This window comes from Acidimicrobiales bacterium (assembly GCA_016794585.1).
Classification (GTDB): Bacteria; Actinomycetota; Acidimicrobiia; order Acidimicrobiales; family DATDAH01; genus JAEUJM01.
The window spans coordinates 90,416-109,216 of sequence record JAEUJM010000018.1 but is presented as its reverse complement, the minus strand read 5'-3'; the positions used below and the strand labels follow the sequence as shown (position 1 = coordinate 109,216).

The 18,801-nt window shown below is 73.2% G+C and carries 18 protein-coding genes; 8 read left to right on the top strand and 10 right to left on the bottom strand.

The features are described 5' to 3' along the window. Positions 1 to 85: 85 nt before the first annotated feature. Entirely contained in the window at positions 86 to 1,117 is a 1,032-nt protein-coding gene (locus JNK12_10570) for a pirin family protein (protein ID MBL8776369.1), read from the top strand. A 148-nt stretch (positions 1,118 to 1,265) separates the two neighbouring features. Here the strand turns inward: JNK12_10570 and JNK12_10565 are convergent, their stop codons facing one another. The 4 genes from JNK12_10565 to JNK12_10550 form a co-directional block, all read right to left on the bottom strand. Continuing rightward, positions 1,266 to 1,802: a GNAT family N-acetyltransferase gene (locus tag JNK12_10565; GenBank protein MBL8776368.1), complete on the bottom strand. Its 537-nt coding sequence runs from the start codon at positions 1,800 to 1,802 to the stop codon at positions 1,266 to 1,268. Beyond that, complete coding sequence (locus tag JNK12_10560; GenBank protein MBL8776367.1) at positions 1,799 to 3,475, bottom strand: acyl--CoA ligase; 1,677 nt, start codon at positions 3,473 to 3,475, stop codon at positions 1,799 to 1,801. The genes JNK12_10565 and JNK12_10560 overlap by 4 nt, the downstream gene beginning before the upstream one ends. A 93-nt stretch (positions 3,476 to 3,568) precedes the next feature. Then, the gene (locus tag JNK12_10555) at positions 3,569 to 4,573 is read right to left on the bottom strand and encodes a zinc-dependent alcohol dehydrogenase family protein (protein ID MBL8776366.1); all 1,005 of its coding nucleotides are present in this window, start codon (positions 4,571 to 4,573) and stop codon (positions 3,569 to 3,571) included. 36 nt (positions 4,574 to 4,609) lie between these two features. Next, positions 4,610 to 5,491 carry a GerMN domain-containing protein gene (locus JNK12_10550; protein MBL8776365.1) on the bottom strand — a complete coding sequence of 294 codons (882 nt, stop codon included), beginning with the start codon at positions 5,489 to 5,491 and terminating at the stop codon, positions 4,610 to 4,612. 161 nt (positions 5,492 to 5,652) lie between these two features. Here JNK12_10550 and JNK12_10545 point away from each other — a divergent pair, with 161 nt between their 5' ends. From JNK12_10545 to JNK12_10525, 5 genes are all read left to right on the top strand, one after another. Next, complete coding sequence (locus JNK12_10545; GenBank protein ID MBL8776364.1) at positions 5,653 to 6,786, top strand: class I SAM-dependent methyltransferase; 1,134 nt, start codon at positions 5,653 to 5,655, stop codon at positions 6,784 to 6,786. A gap of 125 nt (positions 6,787 to 6,911) precedes the next feature. Next, positions 6,912 to 7,502 carry a hypothetical protein gene (locus JNK12_10540; GenBank protein ID MBL8776363.1) on the top strand — a complete coding sequence of 197 codons (591 nt, stop codon included), beginning with the start codon at positions 6,912 to 6,914 and terminating at the stop codon, positions 7,500 to 7,502. Positions 7,503 to 7,569: 67 nt separating this feature from the next. Next, positions 7,570 to 7,998 carry a hypothetical protein gene (locus JNK12_10535; protein ID MBL8776362.1) on the top strand — a complete coding sequence of 143 codons (429 nt, stop codon included), beginning with the start codon at positions 7,570 to 7,572 and terminating at the stop codon, positions 7,996 to 7,998. Further along, entirely contained in the window at positions 7,985 to 9,052 is a 1,068-nt protein-coding gene (locus JNK12_10530; GenBank protein MBL8776361.1) for a DUF2804 domain-containing protein, read from the top strand. The genes JNK12_10535 and JNK12_10530 overlap by 14 nt, the downstream gene beginning before the upstream one ends. Next, entirely contained in the window at positions 9,049 to 9,696 is a 648-nt protein-coding gene (locus tag JNK12_10525) for a DNA-3-methyladenine glycosylase I (protein MBL8776360.1), read from the top strand. The genes JNK12_10530 and JNK12_10525 overlap by 4 nt, the downstream gene beginning before the upstream one ends. A 15-nt stretch (positions 9,697 to 9,711) precedes the next feature. On the opposite strand, the gene JNK12_10520 is transcribed toward JNK12_10525, so the two are convergent. From JNK12_10520 to JNK12_10505, 4 genes are read right to left on the bottom strand one after another with little or no spacing between them, the layout of a single operon-like run. Beyond that, positions 9,712 to 10,074 (bottom strand): DUF2237 domain-containing protein, encoded by a 363-nt coding sequence (locus JNK12_10520; protein MBL8776359.1) that lies wholly within the window; start codon positions 10,072 to 10,074, stop codon positions 9,712 to 9,714. After that, complete coding sequence (locus JNK12_10515; protein MBL8776358.1) at positions 10,074 to 10,904, bottom strand: methyltransferase domain-containing protein; 831 nt, start codon at positions 10,902 to 10,904, stop codon at positions 10,074 to 10,076. The genes JNK12_10520 and JNK12_10515 overlap by 1 nt, the downstream gene beginning before the upstream one ends. Further along, positions 10,901 to 12,169, bottom strand: a complete 1,269-nt coding sequence (locus tag JNK12_10510) for a low temperature requirement protein A (GenBank protein ID MBL8776357.1) — start codon at positions 12,167 to 12,169, stop codon at positions 10,901 to 10,903. Before JNK12_10510 ends, JNK12_10515 begins: the two co-directional genes overlap by 4 nt. A gap of 10 nt (positions 12,170 to 12,179) precedes the next feature. Then, the gene (locus JNK12_10505; GenBank protein ID MBL8776356.1) at positions 12,180 to 13,388 is read right to left on the bottom strand and encodes a YcaQ family DNA glycosylase; all 1,209 of its coding nucleotides are present in this window, start codon (positions 13,386 to 13,388) and stop codon (positions 12,180 to 12,182) included. A 44-nt stretch (positions 13,389 to 13,432) separates the two neighbouring features. On the opposite strand from JNK12_10505, the gene JNK12_10500 reads away from it, so the two are divergent. Further along, entirely contained in the window at positions 13,433 to 15,169 is a 1,737-nt protein-coding gene (locus JNK12_10500; GenBank protein ID MBL8776355.1) for an amidohydrolase family protein, read from the top strand. A gap of 135 nt (positions 15,170 to 15,304) precedes the next feature. Here JNK12_10500 and JNK12_10495 read toward each other — a convergent pair whose 3' ends face one another. After that, positions 15,305 to 16,381 carry a hypothetical protein gene (locus JNK12_10495; GenBank protein MBL8776354.1) on the bottom strand — a complete coding sequence of 359 codons (1,077 nt, stop codon included), beginning with the start codon at positions 16,379 to 16,381 and terminating at the stop codon, positions 15,305 to 15,307. Between the two features lie 235 nt (positions 16,382 to 16,616). Between JNK12_10495 and JNK12_10490 the strand changes: the two genes are divergently transcribed. After that, on the top strand, positions 16,617 to 17,555 hold the full coding sequence (locus tag JNK12_10490) for a phosphatase PAP2 family protein (protein MBL8776353.1): 939 nt from the start codon (positions 16,617 to 16,619) through the stop codon (positions 17,553 to 17,555). Here the strand turns inward: JNK12_10490 and JNK12_10485 are convergent. Continuing rightward, entirely contained in the window at positions 17,457 to 18,800 is a 1,344-nt protein-coding gene (locus JNK12_10485) for a PLP-dependent aminotransferase family protein (GenBank protein ID MBL8776352.1), read from the bottom strand. The genes JNK12_10490 and JNK12_10485 overlap by 99 nt on opposite strands. Position 18,801: the final 1 nt, after the last annotated feature.

Below are 18,801 nucleotides of genomic sequence, written 5' to 3'. Positions count from 1 at the left end.
GGACCACGGTGGCGTGACACGGCGCCGTGGTGTGCTCCCCGAGCCGGCGGTTCACTTGCGTGTGCACGCACCTAGCCTTGGAGCCATGAGCGACGCCATCCTCCAGACGGTCCCGCTGGGCATGCACTGGCCCACCCTCGACCCGTTCCTCTTCTGCGCCCACCACCACGACGCCTACCCCGAGGGCGACGACGAGCTCGGGCCGCAGGCGTCGCTCGCGGGCCGCGAGATCGGTGCCGACTTCGCCGGCGTGGACGGCTGGAACATGTACCACGGCGACCACGTCCCCGGGTTCCCCCAGCACCCCCACCGCGGCTTCGAGACGGTGACCTTCGTGCGCGAGGGCTTCATCGACCACTCGGACTCGCTCGGGGCCACCGCCCGCTTCGGCGCCGGCGACACCCAGTGGATCACCGCCGGCGCCGGCATCGTCCACTGCGAGATGTTCCCTCTGCTCGAGAAGGACCGGCCCAACCCCCTCGAGCTCTTCCAGATCTGGCTGAACCTCCCCGCCGCCGACAAGATGGCCGAGCCCTGCTTCTCCATGATGTGGGACGGCGACGTCCCCCACCTCGACCACGTCGACGACGCCGGCGGCCACACCCGCGTCACGGTCATCGCCGGCGAGATCGACGGCCACCGGGCCCCGGCCCCGCCGCCGAGCTCGTGGGCCTCGCGTCCGGAGGCCGACGTCGGCATCTGGCATGCGTCGCTCGACGAAGGGGCGTCCTGGACCCTGCCCACCGCCGGCCCGGAGACCGCCCGGGTCCTCTACTTCTACGAGGGCGACGAGCTGGTCGTCGACGGCGTGGCCCTCGAGGGACAGACCGGCGCCGTGCTCGACGCCGACCTGGCCGTGACCCTCACCGCCGGTGCCGGCGGCGCCGAGATCATGGTGCTCCAGGGCCGGCCCATCGCCGAGCCGGTGGCGCAGTACGGGCCGTTCGTGATGAACGACGAGGCCGGCATCCGCCAGGCCATGGTCGACTACCAGCAGACCGCGTTCGGTGGCTGGCCCTGGCCCGACGACGGACCCGTCCACCACCGCGAGCAGGGCCGCTTCGCCAAGCACCCCGACGGCCGGGTCGAGCTCATCACCGAAACCCCCACCCGCTGACAGGCCAACCCCTCGTTCTGGTAGCGACCTGGCAACACCTGCGTCGCCGACGACACACCAGAACGAACCATTTCTCGTTCTGGTAGCGACCCGGCAACACCTGCGTCGCCAACGACGCACCAGAACGAGCCGTGTGCCGGGGTAGGAGTCAGGCGGGGCGGGGGGCGCCGACCTCGCGGCGCATGCACACCCGGGGCCAGGCGTCGATGCCGATCGAGGCCTCGTAGGTGCGGATGGCGGCGAGGCCGGGGGTGATCTCGGCGTCGGCGAGGACCCGGAAGCCCAGTCGCTCGTAGTACGGCCGGTTCCAGGCGACCTCGGCGAAGGTCGTCAGGGTGAGGGCGGGCAGGCCACGGGCCGCGGCCCAGCCCTCGGCGGTGTCGATGAGGCGGGCGCCGACGCCCTGGCCGGCGTGGTCCGGGTGGACCGAGACCTGCTCGACATGGGCGCAGCCGTCGACCTCCTCCACCAACAGGTACGCCACCGGGTCGCCGCCGACGGGCGTCGCGACCCAGAACGACCCCCGGTCGAGGAAGCCCTGGAGCTCGAACAGCGAGAACGGGTCGTGCCGGGCCACGAGATCCATACCCACGTCGGCGAACAGCCGCCCGGCCGCGATCTCCACCTGTTGCACCGCCTTCAACTCGGCCGGTCGCGGCGGCCGGATCATCAGCGGAGCGCTCATGCGTCGGCGACGAGGTCGCGCAGCTCGCGCTTCAGGATCTTGCCGCTCGCGTTGCGGGGCAGCGGCTCGGCCCACAGCACCATGCGGGTGGGCACCTTGAACGCGGCGAGGTGTTCGGCGACATGGGCCTGGAGCTCCTCGACCGTGGCGTCGGCGTCGGCCCGCAACATGACCGCGGCGGCGACCTCCTCGCCGAGGCGGTCGTGGGGGATGCCGAACACCGCGGCCTCGTGCACCGCGGGATGCTCGTACAGGACGGCCTCGACCTCGGCGCAGTACACGTTCTCGCCGGCCCGCAGCACCATGTCCTTGGCCCGGTCCTCGACGTAGACGAAGCCCTCGTCGTCGACGCGGCCGATGTCGCCGCTGCGCAGCCAACCGTCGACGAGCACCTCGGCGGTGGCCTCGGGGTTGTTCCAGTACCCCCGGATGAGGTGGGGGCCCCGGAACCAGATCTCACCCCGCTCGCCGACGGGGAGCGGCCGATCCTCCGGGTCGCGCACCTCCACCTGGAGGATGGGTGTGGCCCGGCCGGTGCTGGTCGGGTGGGTGAGGTAGTCGGCGCCGCCGTTCTGGGGGCCGTAGGCGTTGGTCTCGGTCATGCCGTAGCCGATGCCCGGGCTGGCCGACGGGAAGCCCTTGGCCACCCGCTTCACGAGCTCGGGCGGCGCCGGCGCCCCGCCGCCCCCGACACCCCGCAGGCTGGACGTGTCGAACTCGGCGAACCGCGGCGAGGCCAGCAGGTCCCAGCTCTGGGTGGGAACGCCCACGAAGTTGGTCACCTGCTCGCGCTCGATCAGCTCGAGGGCGCGCTCGGGGTCCCACTTGTGCATCATCACGAGCTTCAGCCCGCCGAGCAGGCAGCTGAGCATGACGGGCACGCAGCCGGTGACGTGGAAGAGCGGCACCACCAGGATGAACGTGGGCGGCAGCGACGGCGGCGCGTCCGGGTCCTTGGGGGCATCGTCGGCCCGCAGACGATCCACCGCGGAACGGCAGGCGAAGCCGAAGAGCGCCTGACCGATGGCCCGGTTGGTCGACACCGCCCCCTTGGGGTGCCCGGTGGTGCCCGACGTGTACAGGATGGTGGCGTCGTCCTCGCCGTCCACGTCGACCTCGGGGAACGGGACGCCCCGCACCACGACGTCGTCCCATGGGTGGATTCCGGCGGTCCCATCGGGGCAGCGGACCCCGATGATCCGGATCCCCCGCGACGCGCACGACGACCGGGCCCGCTCGACCCGCTCGAGGTCGGCGATCAGGACCTCGGGGGCGCAGTCGCCGAGCGCGTAGTCGACCTCCTCCTCGGTCCACCAGGCGTTGAAGGACACCGAGACCGCGCCGATCGACGTGACGGCGGCGAACGACACCACCCACTCGGGGTAGTTGCGCATGGCCACGGCCACCCGGTCGCCCTTGGTCACGCCGTACCGCTCGATCAGCGCGGTGGCCAGCGCCGCCACCTCGTCGTGGAACCGGGCGAAGCTCCACCGCTCGTCCTCATAGACGAGGAAGGTGGCGTCGCCCCGGGCCGCGGTCGTGGCCACCATGGTCCGCAGCGTCCGCGGTGCGTGCCGGAACGCCGTGACCTGCTGGTCGTCGACCTCCAGCGACGTCGTCTCGAACGGCGCCCCCGGGGCGGTGACGGCGGCAACGGCGGCGGCGTAGTCCATCGGGCGGCGACCCTACCCCCCAGGATTCCGCGACCACCCGGTCGCCCCCCACGACGAGCGCGTGGACCCAGGACGAACGAGGGCGAGCAGTGGTCAGGAGGCGACGTGGAGGACGGCGGCGCCGGTGACCCGGTCGTGGGCCAGGTCGGCGAGGGCCTCGTCGGCGCGGTCGAGGGGGTATGCCTCGGTGTGCACGGTGATGCCGATGCGCTCGGCGACGGCCAGGAACTCCTCGCCGTCGGCGCGGGTGTTGGCGGTCACGGACCGGACCTGGCGTTCCTGGAAGAGGTGGCGCTGGTAGTCGAGGGCGGGCACGTCGCTCAGGTGAATGCCGGCGATGGCGCAGGTGCCGCCGCGGTCCAGCGCCTCGAGGGCGACGGGCACGACGTCGCCGACGGGGGCGAAGACGATGGTCGAGTCGAGGGGCTCGGGCGGGACGTCATAGGTGTCGCCCGCCGAGGCGGCGCCGAGCTCGAGGGCGAGGCGCCGGGCGTCGGCCGAGCGGGTGAGCACGTGGACGGTGGCGCCCTGGGCCAGCGCCACCTGGGCGGCCAGGTGGGCCGAGCCCCCGAAGCCGTAGATGCCGAGCCGTCCCCCCTCCGGCAGGGCCGCCCGCTTCAGGGCGCGGTAGCCGATGATCCCGGCGCACAGCAGCGGCGCCACCTCCTCGTCCCCGAAGCGCTCGGGCAACCGGTAGGCGAAGCGCTCGTCGACGACGGCGCGCTCGGCGTAGCCGCCGTCGGCGTCCCATCCCGTGAAACGGGGCGCGAGGCACAGGTTCTCGTCACCGCGGACGCAGAACCGGCAGACACCGCACGTGTGGCGCAACCAGGCGATGCCGATGCGCTCGCCAACGGCGAAGCGCGTGGCCCCGGGGCCGAGGGCGTCGACCACCCCGACCACCTCGTGACCGGGGACCGTCGCCGGCGTATGGGGCGCCAGGTCCCCCTCCGCGAGGTGCAGGTCCGTCCGACAGACCCCGCAGACCGAGACCGCGACCCGCACCTCACCAGGACCCGGCGTCGGCGCCTCCCGCTCCACCAGGCGCAACGGGCGGCTGTCGACCGGCCCCGGCGTGTCGACCACCCATGCCCGCACGACCCGGCCCTCCGCTCGGTCCGACGCGTCCGCCGGTCACCCGAAGGTGACCGGGACCTCGTAGACGTTGACGCGGGACCCGTCCTCGGCGCTCTCCTCGAACGCCGTGACGGTGCCGGCGCCCGTCGGCGAACCGTCGAGGGCGACCGACTCCGAGAAGGTGCCCCACGTCCCGGTCCCCGCGGTGGCGGTGGTGAAGCCGTCAGCCAGGACGGTGCCGTCGGCCGCGGTCACGGTGTACCGGACGTTGGCCTCGAAGGTGTTCGAGAGCCCACCGAGGTCGATGGGTGAGGTGACGGCCTCACCGGGCACGGGGGACTCGACCAGGATGAGCGGCGTCACGTCCTCGAAGTCGGCGCGGGTGAGGTCCTCGGCGGGAACGCCCTCGCCGCCGATGCCGTCGACCGCTTCACCGTCGAGGTGGATGTCGACCTCGGCGACGGTGTCGAACTGCGTCAGGGTGAACACCACCTGTGCCACCCGCAGCTGCATCGAGAGGCTGCCTCCGCCTGAGGCGAACTGCGCCGAGAGGTCCACCGTGGCGGTGCCTTGGTCGATGACGACGCTGTTGAAGCGGGTGCCGTCGGGGATCTCGGTGCTCATGCCGGCGCCACTGGCCACGTCGTCGGGACCGGCCAGGAGCGCGACCAGGGCACCGCCGGCCACGGCGGGGGTGGGCACGGTGGCGCCGGCCGTGGCCACGCCCTCGTCGCGGGCGAAGTACACCAGCACGTCGGCCTCGCCACCGGCGGCGGTCGTGGAGGTGCCCGAAGGCGCGCTGGTGCTGGTCGGCGCCGACGTGGGCGGAGCGGCGGTGGTCGAGGCGGCGTCACCGCCGCCGTCGCTGCCACAGGCGGCCAGCACCCCGACGAGCAGGAAGGCCGTGACCAGGGCCCAGGGTCCGCGGTGTCCTCGCATGTGCTCCTCCTCGCGGGTCCTCGGTCCATCGACCCGTCCCGATGGTACGGGTGGCGGCCGCCCGCGGACAGCGCCGAAGGGCCGCGGCGGTATCCCGGCGTGGTGACGACCGAACCTGGACGATGATGGTGAGGCCCGCACGGGGCACGGAGGGGGACGACATGGCCGAGCACGACGACGCATCCACCGAGGCGGGCACCACCCGGACCGCGGCGGCGGCCGCCAACACGGGCGCCGCCGACCCAGAGGCCGTCGGCCTCTTCGCCTTCCGGGTCTGGGGCTACAAGCAGGGCGAGCAGGTCTCGGTGCTGATCCACCTCGGCGACCGCCTCGGCCTCTACCGGGCCATGGCCGGCGCCGGCCCGATCACCCCGGCGGACCTCGCCGAACGCACCGGCCTGCACGAGCGCTGGCTGCGTGAGTGGCTGCGGGGCAACGCCGCCGCGGAGCTGCTGGCGTCCGAGGACGGCGAGACCTTCGAGCTCACCCCGGAGGGCGTCGAGGTGCTCGTGGCCGAGGACACCAGCCTGGCGTTCGCCGCCGGCGCCTTCACCGCGCCGGTGGACGCCGAGGTGGTCGATGGCATCGCCGAGGCCTTCCGCACCGGCATCGGCCTCTCGTACGACCAGCTCGGCCCGGCGGGTGCCCACCAGACCGAGCGGTCCCTCGGCCCCTGGGCCCGCATCGCCCTCGTGCCCCGCATCATCCCGGCCCTCGACGGGCTCGTGGACCGACTCGAAGCGGGCATCGAGGTGGCCGACGTCGGCTGCGGCGCCGGGGTGGCGCTCACCGCCCTCGCCGAGGCCTACCCGAGCTCCCGCTTCCACGGCTACGAGCTCTCCCACCACGCGCTCGAGCGGGCCGCCGCCCGCGTCGCCGGCCTCGGCCTCGACAACGTCGAACTGCACGAGCGCCGCGCCGAGGAGCTCCCCGACGACGGTCGCTTCGGGCTCGTGCTCACCTTCGACTGCCTGCACGACATGACCCGCCCCGCCGACGCCATCTCGGCCATACGCGGGGCCATCGCCGACGACGGCACGTGGCTCATCAAGGACATCCGCTGCACCGGCTCGTGGTCGGCGGACCGCCACAACCCGATGCTGGCGATGATGTACGGCTTCTCCATCACCTCGTGCATGTCGTCGGCCCTGTCCGAGCCCGGCGGCGCCGGCCTCGGCACGGTCGGCTTCAGCACCGGGGTGGCCGAGGCGATGGTGCGCGACGCCGGCTTCACCCGGTTCACCGTCCACGACTTCGAGGACCCGGCCAACCTCTACTACGAGGTGCGCCCCTGAGCCGACGGGCCACCCGCCCGCACGGGCCGACGACGGGTTGTCGGACGAAGCGTGTAAGGAGCACTTCACACCGAGGGTCGGGCGGCGACTACGCTGCCTCCGACCGCCTCGTCCCCGGAGGACCCATGCGCCGCACCGCCCGCCTCGTCTCGTTGCCCTTCGCCCTCGTCCTGGCACTGGCCCTGCTGGGTGCGGCGTGCACCGATGACGGCGGCGACGTCCGCTCGAGCGGGAGCGGCTCGGGCAGCGGCTCCGGTGCGTCGGCCAGCGGCGCCGGCAGCGGATCGGGTAGCGGCTCGGGCAGCACCGCCGAGGCCGAGTGCGTGCCCGTCGGCGAGGACCTCGACGCCGACACCGACGTGGATGTCACCCTCGACGAGTTCTCCATCGTCACCGATCCGACCGAGGCGCCGGCCGGCGTCGTCTCCTTCGTGGCCAAGAACGACGGCGAGGAGCCCCACGAGTTGGTGGTGGTCAAGGCCACCGAAGACGAGCTCGAGATCGTCGACGGCCAGGTCGACGAGGAGGCGCTGCCCGACGGCGCCCTCATCGGCGAGATCGAGCCCTTCCCGGGCGGGACGTCCTGCACCGGGACGTTCGAGTTGACCGAGGGCGACTACACCCTCTTCTGCAACATCGTGGAGACCGAGGACGACGGCACCGTCGAGAGCCACGTGGAAGAGGGCATGATCACCGGCTTCACCGTCACGGCCTGACCCAGCCAGCCCGAGCCACCCGCGCCGCCCGCTCACAGGGGCCGCGGCGCGGGTACCGTCGGCGCCCATGAGCAGCGAGCGGCCGGCCTCCCGGGCCCGGCGCATGGCGGACGCCGTCCTTTCGGTCGACGAGACCCTCGAGGCCCTCAACGCCACCGTCGACCACATGCACGCCACCCTCAGCAGCCTCGACGGCACCATCGCCAAGCTCGACGCCGCCATCGACCGCTTCAGCCAGGTGGTGGTGGGGGTGGACGACCTGCGCAGCGGCATGGCCGACACCATCGGCGACGTCGGCGAGCTGACCCACCAGGTCGGCCGTCTCGTCGACGCACTGGAGGTGACCGCCGGGCCCGCCCTCTGGGCCAACGACGCCCTCCGGCGCATCGGTCTGCGCGGTGGCCGCGACCCGGAGCACGAAGGTGCACCCGGAGACGTCGCCGAAGTCGCCGACGCCGCGGGCACCGACGACGGGCCGGTCGATGATGACCGCTGACCCGGCGGCGGACGGCGCCGCCACCGAGCGCGAGATCATCACGCCGGTGGACCTCTGCGACGAGGGCGGCCGCCTCGCCGCGGGGGCCGCGGGCTGGTCACGGCGCCCCCTGCACCGGGCCAACCTGAAGGGCCCGTGGGGCCGGCGCAAGCGGTGGGAGTACTGGTGCGTCACCACGCCCCACCTGTACGTCTCGCTCACCTACGCCGACGTCGACTACGTCGGCATCGCCGGCCTGTGGATCTGCCGGCCCGCCGACGGGCTCGTGATCGACGTCGCACGGGTCATCCCGCTCGGCCGAGGCGTCGCCCTGCCCGACCAGCCGTGCACCGGTCGGATGGCCGTCGAAGGAGGCGGGCTGTCGGTCACGATCGACGAGCAGGCCGACCACACCCGACTCACGGCCTGGACGAAGGACGCGACGGTCGGCGCCGTCAGCATCGACCTCACCGTCGAGCGGCCCGCCGACCACGAGACCCTCAACGTCGTCATCCCGTGGTCGCCCAAGCGCTTCCAGTACACGAGCAAGCAGAACACCCGCCCCGCCCACGGCGAGGTCCGCCTGGGTGATCAGGTCGTGGCGGTCGGTGGGGCCCCAGGATCCGCCGACGAGGCCTTCGGCACGCTCGACCTCGGGCGCGGCCTCTGGCCCTACTCCATCCGCTGGAACTGGGGCACCGCCTCCGGGCGGGCCGCCGACGGTCGGACCGTGGGGCTCCAATTCGGCGGCAAGTGGACCGAGGGCACCGGCCACACCGAGAACGGGCTGTGCGTGGACGGGCGGCTCACGAAGATCCACGACGAGCTCGAGTGGACCTACGACTGGGACCGACCCCTCGAGCACTGGCGCGTGCGCGACACCGCCGGCGGGCTCGTCGACGCCACCCTCACCCCCGTGCACGACAAGCACTCGCGCACCAGCCTCGGCGTGCTCTCGATGGAGGTCCACCAGGTGTTCGGCACCTGGGCGGGCACGCTGCGCACGGAGGCCGGTGAGGAGCTCGCCTTCGACGGCGTCGTCGGCTGGGCGGAGGAGGCCCGCAACCGGTGGTGAGCGACGAGCGACCGGGCGTCGAGCGGGGCGCCGACGGCAAGCGCCGCTGCTGGTGGTCCACCGGCACCGAGGACTACGCCGCCTACCACGACGACGAGTGGGGACGCCCCGTCGTCGACGACGTGCGCCTGTACGAGAAGCTCTGCCTCGAGGGCTTCCAGTCCGGCCTCTCGTGGCTCACCATCCTGCGCAAGCGTGAGGGCTTCCGCCGGGCCTTCGCCGGCTTCGACCCTGCCGTGGTGGCGGGCTTCGGCGACGCCGATGTCGAACGCCTCCTCGGCGACGCCGGCATCGTGCGCCACCGGGGCAAGATCGAGGCCGCCATCGACAACGCCGGCGCCGTGCTCGACGTGCAGGAGCGCTTCGGCTCGCTGGCCGCGCTGGTGTGGTCGTTCGAGCCGCCGCGCCGTGGCCGCCCCGTGCCCGCCGGCCTCGGCGACATCGCGGCGAGCACCCCCGAGTCCACCGCGCTGTCGAAGGAGCTGAAGCGTCACGGCTTCCGCTTCGTGGGGCCGACCACCGCCTACGCCGCGATGCAGTCCCTCGGCCTGGTCAACGACCACCTCCAGGGCTGCCACGTCCGCACCGCGTGCGACCGTGACCGCAAGGGCGCCGCGGTGCCGGCCCTGCCCACCGTCAGCTGACGGCGCGGGCGCCGTTCAGTCGGTGACGGCGTGCGCCTGGAGGGCGGCGAGGTCGCACCACTCGAGGGTGCCGACGTGGGTCGCCTCGAGCACCACGGGCGGCGCGACCCCGGCCTCGAACGCCTCCTGCCAGCGCGGTGCACAGAGGCACCACTGGTCCCCCGGTTGCAGGCCCGGGAACTCCAGCTCGGGGTGCGGGGTGGTGAGGTCGTTGCCCTGCGCCCGTGAGAACTCGAGGAACTCGGCCGTCACGCGGGCGCAGACGGTGTGGACGCCCAGGTCGCCGGGGCCCGTGTCACAGCAGCCGTTGCGGTAGTAGCCGGTGCGGGGCGACTCGCTGCACGAGGCGAGCTCGCCACCGAGGACGTTGCGGGCCATCAGGAACCGGCCGGCGGCGGGGTGCCCAGGCCGAGGAGGGCGGTCACGTCGATGCCGCTGCGGGTGCCGCCGGCGTGGCTCACGAGCTCGGCGAACGCCGCCGCTCCGGCCGCGATCTGTGCCTCGTCGAGGATCTGGAAGAGCGGCTGGACCGGTGGCGACCAGGCCGGGAGCTCCCGGAAGAACCCACCCGGGTCGTCCCAGGTCCAGGCGTGGGTGACGGGGTGGACGGCGACGTCGACGAGCCCGGCGCCCCGCAGGGCCGCGCCCAGGCCTTCGGCGTCGCCGATGCGGGCCCAGACCGGCTCGGCCGTGGGGAGGTCGAGATCGGGCAGCGCCTGACGCAGCGCCTCGCGGACCAGGTCGACGAGGCGGAAGCCGCCGAGATCCCAGGTGGCCACGGCCACGCGGCCTCCTGGACGGGTGACGCGGGTCAGCTCGCGCAGCCCGGCATCGATGTCGGGGAAGAAGATGACGCCGAACATCGACACGCTGAGGTCGAAGGTGTGGTCGGGGAGGTCGAGGGCCTGCCCGTCCATGACCGCGGCGCTGCAGTGGTGGTGGCCCTGTGCGACGAAGCGCTCCCGCAGCAGCTCGACCATGCCGGGAGCGAAGTCGGTCGCGGTGACCTCGGCCCCGAGCCGGGCCGCACGCAGGCTGAAAGCCCCCGAGCCCGCAGCCACGTCGAGCACCTGCTCGTTCGCGTCGATGGCCACGATGTCGAGGAGGGCGTCGGCGTAGGCCCCGGTGTACCCCGCGAAGGAGGCGTCGTACCCGGCCGCCACCGAGCCCCAGGTCTCCGGCAGCTGGTCGTGGGCGCGTTCGGTCACGACGCCATGGTCGCGCGCCGGAACGTCCGATACGTGTGGACCTGCTGCGCCGGCACGGTGAGGCCGACCAGGGCGACGATCGCCACGGCGTCGACGTGCGGGCCGACGAGGGCGCACAGCGCCGCCACCGCGGCGACCAGCAGCATCCGCTCCCGGGAGATCCGATGCACGCACTGCCACTGGAGGGCGGCGAGGCCGCCCACGAAGAACGCGACCGAGCCGGCGAGGGCGACGAGGTCGGCCGTGCCGAGCGGGTCGGTCGGGTGGGCCACGACGTGCTTCGCGACCACGGCGTAGAGCACGAGCCCGAACACGACCGGGAAGTGGCCGAAGGTGAAGAGGTCCCGGGCCACCCGCCCACGGTCACGGGGTGCCGCGCTCGCCAGACGGCCTTCGACCACGCCGGGGATGTAGGCGAAGTAGGCCCACCAGAACACGCAGGCCAGGCCGACGGCGGTGACGAGGCCTACTCCGATGGTGGTGGTCAGCTCCGCCTCGGCGGCGGTGGCGCCGACGGCCACGAGCACCTCGCCCAGGGAGATGATGACGAACAGCGCGTGGCGCTCGGCGAAGTGGGTGGGCTCGATGTTCCACTCCCGACCACCGGCCTCGTCCTGGCGCCCGGCCGCGAGGGCGCTGCCCACGTTGAACGCGGCGACGAGCGCCCAGACCGCGACCCGGGCGTCGCCGTCGAGGAACGAGCCGGCGAACAGAGCCAGCGGCGCCAGCGCGGCCAGCGGGATGTACTGCAGCCACGCCGAACGGGACGCCGCGTCGGCCCAGACGTTGCGGCCCTGGATGGCGAGGCACCACAGGTTCACCACGAGGTAGGCCGCCGCGAACTTCGTGCCGGTGGCGCCGTAGGCGTCGGGCAGGGCCACCGCCATGAGCAGCGCGGGAGGGACGGCCAGCAGCACGAGGTACTGGGAGAGCGACCCCCGACCGAGGTCGACCGCCGATCCCAGCCAGGTGAACTGCGACCACAGCCACCACACCAACCACGCCAGGAGCAGACCCCGGCCGAACCCCGCCCAGTGCAGGTCCCCGGCCAACACCGCAGCCACCTCGGTGACCGCGAACACGAAGACGAGATCGAGGAAGAGCTCGAGGTTGGTGGCGTGGCGCCCTTCGGCCACCCGCTGCTCGACCTCCTCGACGGCCTCTACGACCGCCTCCTCGACGGCCTCCTCGACCTCGTCCCGCGGGATGCCGTCGTCGTGCTCCGCCGGCTCGGGCCCCACCGTCGCGTCCCCGCTCCCACCCATGTCGACGACCCTAGGGCGAGGCGGAGCGGAGCGCGGGGGCCAGGTCGCCCCGATCCACGACGGTCACGTCGTCGAGCCCCAGCCAACCCGCCAGGGTGCGGAGCTCGACCGCCAGGCGCTCGGTCACCTCATCATGATCGACCCCTTCCTCGGCGTGCGCGGACTGGACGAGCAGGCAGGAGTCGGCCCGATCGGCCTTGAGGTCGACCCGGGCGACGTAGCGGTCGCCCAACAGGAACGGCAGCACGTAGTAGCCGAAGGTGCGCTTCGGCTTCGGGACGTAGATCTCGATGCGGTAGCGGAAGCCGAAGACGCGCTCGACGCGGTCGCGCTCCCACATCACCGAGTCGAAGGGCGACACGAGGGCGCAGGCGTCCACCTTGCGGGGCACGGCGGCCGCAGGATGGAGGTAGGCCGGGTGCTTCCAGCCCTCCACCGTCACCTCGTGCAGGAGGCCGGCGCCGGCCATCTCGTGCAGGAGCGGCCGCACCTCGGTGATGGGCAGGCGGAAGTAGTCGGCGAGGTCCCGGGCGGTGCCGATGCCGTGACCACGGGCGGACTGCTCCAGCAGGGCGACGAGTGCATCGCGCTCGTCCGGGGTCGGAGCGTCGGCGACGGCGGCGGGGAGGACCAGCCGGGGGTCGCAGTAGACCCGCTCGAAGCTGGCTCGCCGGAGGGCCCCGACGCGCCCCGTGTAGAAGAGGTGCTCGAGGGCCCGCTTCGTGTCCCCCCAGCCCCACCACGGCCCCTTCTTGCGCTCGGCCTCGTCGAGCTCGCCGGCGCTGACGGGCCCACGGTCCAGCACGTCGCGCCACACCGTCTCGATGAGGTCGCCGTTCTCCCGGCCGAACTCGCGCATCCCCGACCCCTGGTGTTCACGGGCCATGCGCCACCGCAGCAGGGGCTGGAGATCGGAGCGGATCAGCGATGCCTCGTGGCCCCAGTACTCGAAGGCCTCGTGCTGGCGGTAGGCGAAGCGGTCGAGCAACGAGCGGTCGTACGGGCCGAGGCGCGAGAACAGCGGCAGGTAGTGGCTACGCACCAGGACGTTGACCGAGTCGATCTGGAGCAGCCCGAGGCGATCGAACATCCGGCGCACGTGACGGCGATCGACCCGACCCGACGGTCGGGGCGCGGCGAAGCCCTGCGCCGCGAGGTGGATGCGGCGGGCCTGGTCGGCGCGCAGGGTTTCCAGGCGGCGGGTGTCCGGTCGGGCCATGGCCCACCGACGGTACGGCGTCGGGCGGGCGGTAGCTTCTCGGTGTGGAAGCGACGGTGATCACGGGCGGCACGGTCTTCGACGGAAGTGGCGCCGACGGGCGTCGGGCCGACGTGCTCGTCGAGGACGGCGTCGTGCGCTTCATCGCCCCGTCCATCGAGGCCCCGGCCGGCGCCGAGGTCATCGATGCCACCGGCTGCTGGGTCACCCCGGGGTTCCTCGACCTCCACACGCACTACGACGCCGAGGTCGAGTTCGCGCCGGACCTCACTGAGTCCGTGCGCCACGGCATCACCACCGTGCTCGTGGGCTCGTGCGGCCTGTCGTTCGCCGTGGGCGAGCCCGAGGACCTCGCCGACATGTTCTGCCGCGTCGAGGGCATCCCCCGGGCCGACGTGCTGCCCAAGCTCCGCCAGATCGTCGACTGGGACTCCCCCGCCGGGTACCTCGACCACCTCGAGGACCTGCCCCTCGGGCCCAACGTGGTCTCGCTCCTCGGCCACTCGGCCATCCGGGCCCACGTCATGGGCTTCGGGCGCTCGGTCGACGACCACGTCATTCCCACCGCCGGCGAGATCGCCACCATGCGGGCCATGGTCGACCAGGCCCTCGACGCCGGCTATCTGGGCCTCTCCATCAACACCCTTCCCTGGGACAAGTGCGACGGCGACCGCTACCGCAGCCGGCCCACCCCGTCGGTGTTCGCCAAGTGGAAGGAGTACCGGACGCTGGTCGAGCCGGTCCGCCGCCGCGACGCCGTCTTCCAGGCCGTGCCCAACATCCAGACCCGGTGGAACCTCGCCCTCTTCCTGGGCCTCGCCTCGAAGGTCCGCCACGCACCACTGCGCACGATGCTGATCTCGATGGTCGACGTGAAGGTCGCCCGCGGCACCCACCGTGCCGTCGGCGCCTTCCTCACCCTCGGCCGGCGCTTCCTCGGCGCCGACCTGCGCATGCAGTCGCTGCCCATGGTGTTCGACATGTGGATCGACGGCCTCGAGAACCCGGTCATCGAAGAGCTCGGCGCCGGCACCGAGGCCCTCCACCTCGACCGCGACCACCGCGGCGAGCTGATGACCGAGCCCGGTTGGCGCCAGCGCTTCCGGGCCCAGTGGTCCAACAAGGTGAAGGGCCGGGTCTACCACCGCGACCTCCGCGAGGCCCGCATCGTCGGCGCCCCCGACGAGGCCCTGGTCGGCCGCACCTTCGCCGACGTGGCCGCCGAGCGCGGCGTCGACCCGCTCGACTGCTTCATGGACCTCATCGCCGAGTACGGCACCGACCTTCGCTGGTACACGGTCATCGGCAACGACCGCCTCCGGGAGCTCGAGTGGATCGCCGCCCACCCCCAGGTGCTGATCGGCTTCTCCGACGCCGGCGCCCACCTGCGCAACATGGGCTTCTACAACTTCGCCCTCCAGATGCTGCGCCTGGCCCGCGACGCGGACCGCCGCGGCCGCCCGTTCCTGAGCACCGGCCAGGCCGTGCACCGGGTCACCGGCGAGATCGCCGACTACCTGGGCGTCGACGCCGGCCACCTGCGTGAAGGCAGTCGCGCCGACGTCGTAGTGGTCGACCCGGTGGGCCTCGATGCGCAGCTCGACGAGTTCCACGAGGTGCCGATGCCCGGCTTCCCCGGCCTCGACCGCCTGGTGCGCCGCAACGACGACGCCGTCCGGGCCGTGCTGGTGAACGGGAAGCTGGCCTGGGACGGCCACGAGGCGGCGCCCGACCTCGGCAAGGCCGGCGGCTACGGCCGCCTCCTACGCGGCTCCTACTGACGCCGCTGGCGGCGGCGCGCCGCCCCCGAGGCGACGAGCGACGACTGACCTGCTGCGAACTGGCTCCCGACTCGATCGCCAGGACGATCGAATCGGGAGCCAGAAGCGGGCCTGCCCGCCGCCGACCGGAGGCGATCAGCCGAGGTGGAGCTGGCGGGCGCCGGTGATGAGGGGGAGGTCGAGCGGGCTCAGGGGGCCGGACGGCGCCGCGCACACGGCGGGGATGGCGTTCACGCAGCGGTTGGCGGCGCTGGCGTTGCCGCCGCCGGCGGCCCCGGGCTCGCCCGGCTCGGTCCCGTGCACCGAGACCACGAGGTTCGGGTGACCCGAAAGCACCACCCGGTGCTCGCCACCGGGTGACGACGAGGAGGGCCAGTCGGGCGCGCAATCGTCGTCGATGCGGGTGATGTGCTCGACCACCAACAGCGGCCGGCCGCCGACCATCCCCTGCACCTCGAAGCGGAACGCGCCCTGCGTGCCGGCCTCGAAGGTCCCCATGCCGTCGACCTCGATGGTGCGCTCGAGGGGCCGGCGCTCCACAGAGATGGCGATGTCGTCGAGGGTCACCTCGAGCTGGTCGGCGAGGATGCGCAGCATCGGCGACCACACCATGTCGAGGGAGAAGTCGAGGAGCATGAGGGGCAGCTCGTCCATCGGGCCACCGAAGCCGATGACCTCGCGCACCACGTCGGGCTGGTCGTAGAGGGCGTAGTTGAACAGCTCCTGCACGCGCACCTCGGTGATGCCGGCGCCGACGCCGCTGATGAGGCCAGGCAGGATGTCGAGGGCCCACCCCGGGTCGATGCCCGAGACGAACACGGAGGTGTCGCCCTCGGCACACGCCGGCTCGACTACGTCGAGCAGCTCACGCGGCGCGCTGGCCGGGTGCAGCAGCGGATAGAACGCCGTCGACACCACGTTGGCGCCGCTGCGAAGGCAGTCGAGCAGGTCGGCGTAGGCCTCCTCCGGCCGGGTGTCGGCCGTGGCCGCGTAGACCACGGCGTCGACGTCGCCGCTCAAGGCGATCGACCGGTCGTCCGTCGCGGCCACGCCGAGCGGCTCGATGAAGGCCAGCTCGCCGGCGTCCTTCCCGACCTTGTCCGGGTTGGCCACGATCACGCCCACCAGGTCCAGGTCCTCGTGCGCCGCCACCGCCCGGATGGCCGGCCGCCCCACGTTGCCCGTCCCCCACACCACCACACGTCGTCCCATGGCGTGACCCTACGGGCCGGCCCGGGCTCGGTGGGTGTTCAGCTGGTGGCGATCGCTCGTCGTGGTGGTCGGCGCCGCAGCGATCCGAGGTGGAGGCGAGAGCGACCGGATTCCGGATGCTGTCGCCTCCACCTCGGTCCTCCGGAGCCACGTCGCCACCGACCGTGACCATCCCGTGCGGCGCCGGCAACCCCGCTGGTCCGCCGTCCCCGAGGCGGGAGTAGCGTCGGCGGGGATGTGGGTGCCCTGGCCGTACACGATGGTGGCCGCCGTGGTGCTGGCGACGGCCGCCTGGCTGGTGCGACCGAAGAGCCGGTGGGGCACCGCCCTGCGACCCTTCGCGCTCGAGGCCGCCCTCGTGTGCTCGCTGTACTCCCTGTGGCGCATCGCCGGGAAGCTCTCGGTGCGCCATGCCGAGGGGGCCGTGGACCGGGCGGTGTGGATCTTCGACGCCCAGGCGTGGCTGCACCTGCCCAGCGAGTTGGCCTGGCAGCAGGCCATCATCGACCACCCGCTCATCGTGCAGTTCGCCAACCTCTACTACGCGATCGCCCACGTCCCCGCGGTGATCATCGTCCTGCTGTGGCTGTTCGTCCGCCACCGCGAGGACTACCCGGCCATCCGCAACGTGCTCGCCCTGCTCACCGGCGCCTGCCTCGTCATCCAGCTCCTGGCCGTGGCGCCACCCCGCTTCCTGCCCGAGCTGGGGTTCGTCGACACGGCCCACCAGTTCGGGCAGTCGGTGTACCCGCAGGTGGGTACGGGCGTGAACAACCAGATGTCGGCCATGCCGTCGCTGCACGTCGGCTGGGCGGCGCTCGTGGCCTTCGCCGCCATCGTGGCCAGCCGCAGCCGCTGGCGCTGGCTGGTGCTGGCCCACCCCGCCCTCACCTGCTGGGCGGTGGTGGTCACCGCCAACCACTGGTGGCTCGACGGCATCGTCGCCGTGGGGATCCTCGCCGTCGCGGTCGCGGTCGAGGCACGTGCCCGCCAGGCCCTCAGCACCGTGCGATGGCGGCCGCCGGCCGCGCTCGTGTCGCCCCTCGGCCCCCGCGACCTTCGTCCCGGTGGGGACTCAGCCGGCCTCGCCGGCCGGGCCATCGACGGCGGCGACGAGGCGCCGGACGGCCTCGGTCAACCGGTCCTCGTCCAGGGTCGCGAAGCACAGCCGTAACCGGCGCCCACCGTCGCCGGCGGGACCGATCCGCTCACCTTCTCCGGCGGCCAACCCGAAGGCCGACCCGGGGACGAAGGCGACGTGGGCGGCGAGCGCGGACGCCAGCAGGGCGTCGGCGGTGAGGCCGAGCGATGGATGCAGCGCCGCCCAGGCGAACATCCCACCAGCGGGCGGGGCCACCTCGAAGCGACCGCCGCCGAGTCGTGCCAGGGCGCCGACGAGGGCCCGGCACCGTCGGCCGTAGACCGCCCGCAGCTCGGCCAGGTGGGCGGCGACGAAGGCACCGTCGGCCAGGACGTCGGCGACGACGAGCTGGTCGAGGGTCGAGGTGTGGAGGTCGACCGCCTGCTTGGCCCGGATCACGGGACCGCGCAGCCACGCCGGCAACGACGCCCATCCGACCCGCAGGCCGGGGGCGAGGGTCTTCGACGCCGTGCCGAGGCGGACGGCGAGGTCGGTGCGATCGGCCAGCGGGGCCAGGGCCGGCCCGTCGAAGCGCAAGGCGCCGTAGGGGTCGTCCTCGACGATCACGAACCCGTGCCCCTCGGCCAGCTCGACGAGGTGGCGCCGCCGCTCGGCCGACAGGGTGGCGCCGGTCGGGTTGGCGAACTCGGGCACGACGTAGACCGCCTTCGGGCGCAGACCGGCGGCGAGCGCGCCGGCCAGCACCTCGGTGTCGAGACCGGCGGCGTCGCCCGGGACCTCGACCAGACGGGCGCCGGCGGCCCGGAACGCGCTCAGCGCGCCGAGGTAGGAGGGGCCCTCGACCACCACGACGTCGCCCCGGTCCACGAGCACGCGGGCCAGCAGGTCGAGGCTCTGCTGCGAGCCGGTGGTGACGACGACGTCGTCGGCCCGATCGGGCGTCGGCGCCACGAGCGCCCGCAGCGCCGCCTCGCCGTCGGTCGGCCCGTACTGGAGAGCGGCGGCGCCATGCCCGGCGAGCACCCGGTCGACCGCCCGGCCCACCCGCTCGACCGGCAGCCGCTCAGCGGCGGGGATGCCGCCGGCCAGCGACAGCATCCCCGGCCGACGGGTCCAGTCGAGCAGGTCGCGGATCACCGACGAGGTGGCCTCCCGCCCGTGGCGGCTCAACAGCCCGAGCGGGTCGGCGGCGGTCGGGTCGATCGGCTCCCGGCCTCTGGCTCCCGAATCGACCGCCAGAGCCGCCAGAGCCGAAGCCGTCGGATCGGGCGCGTGTGCGGGCGGTGCGGATGCGTTCAGGTCCCCCAGGAGCGTCATC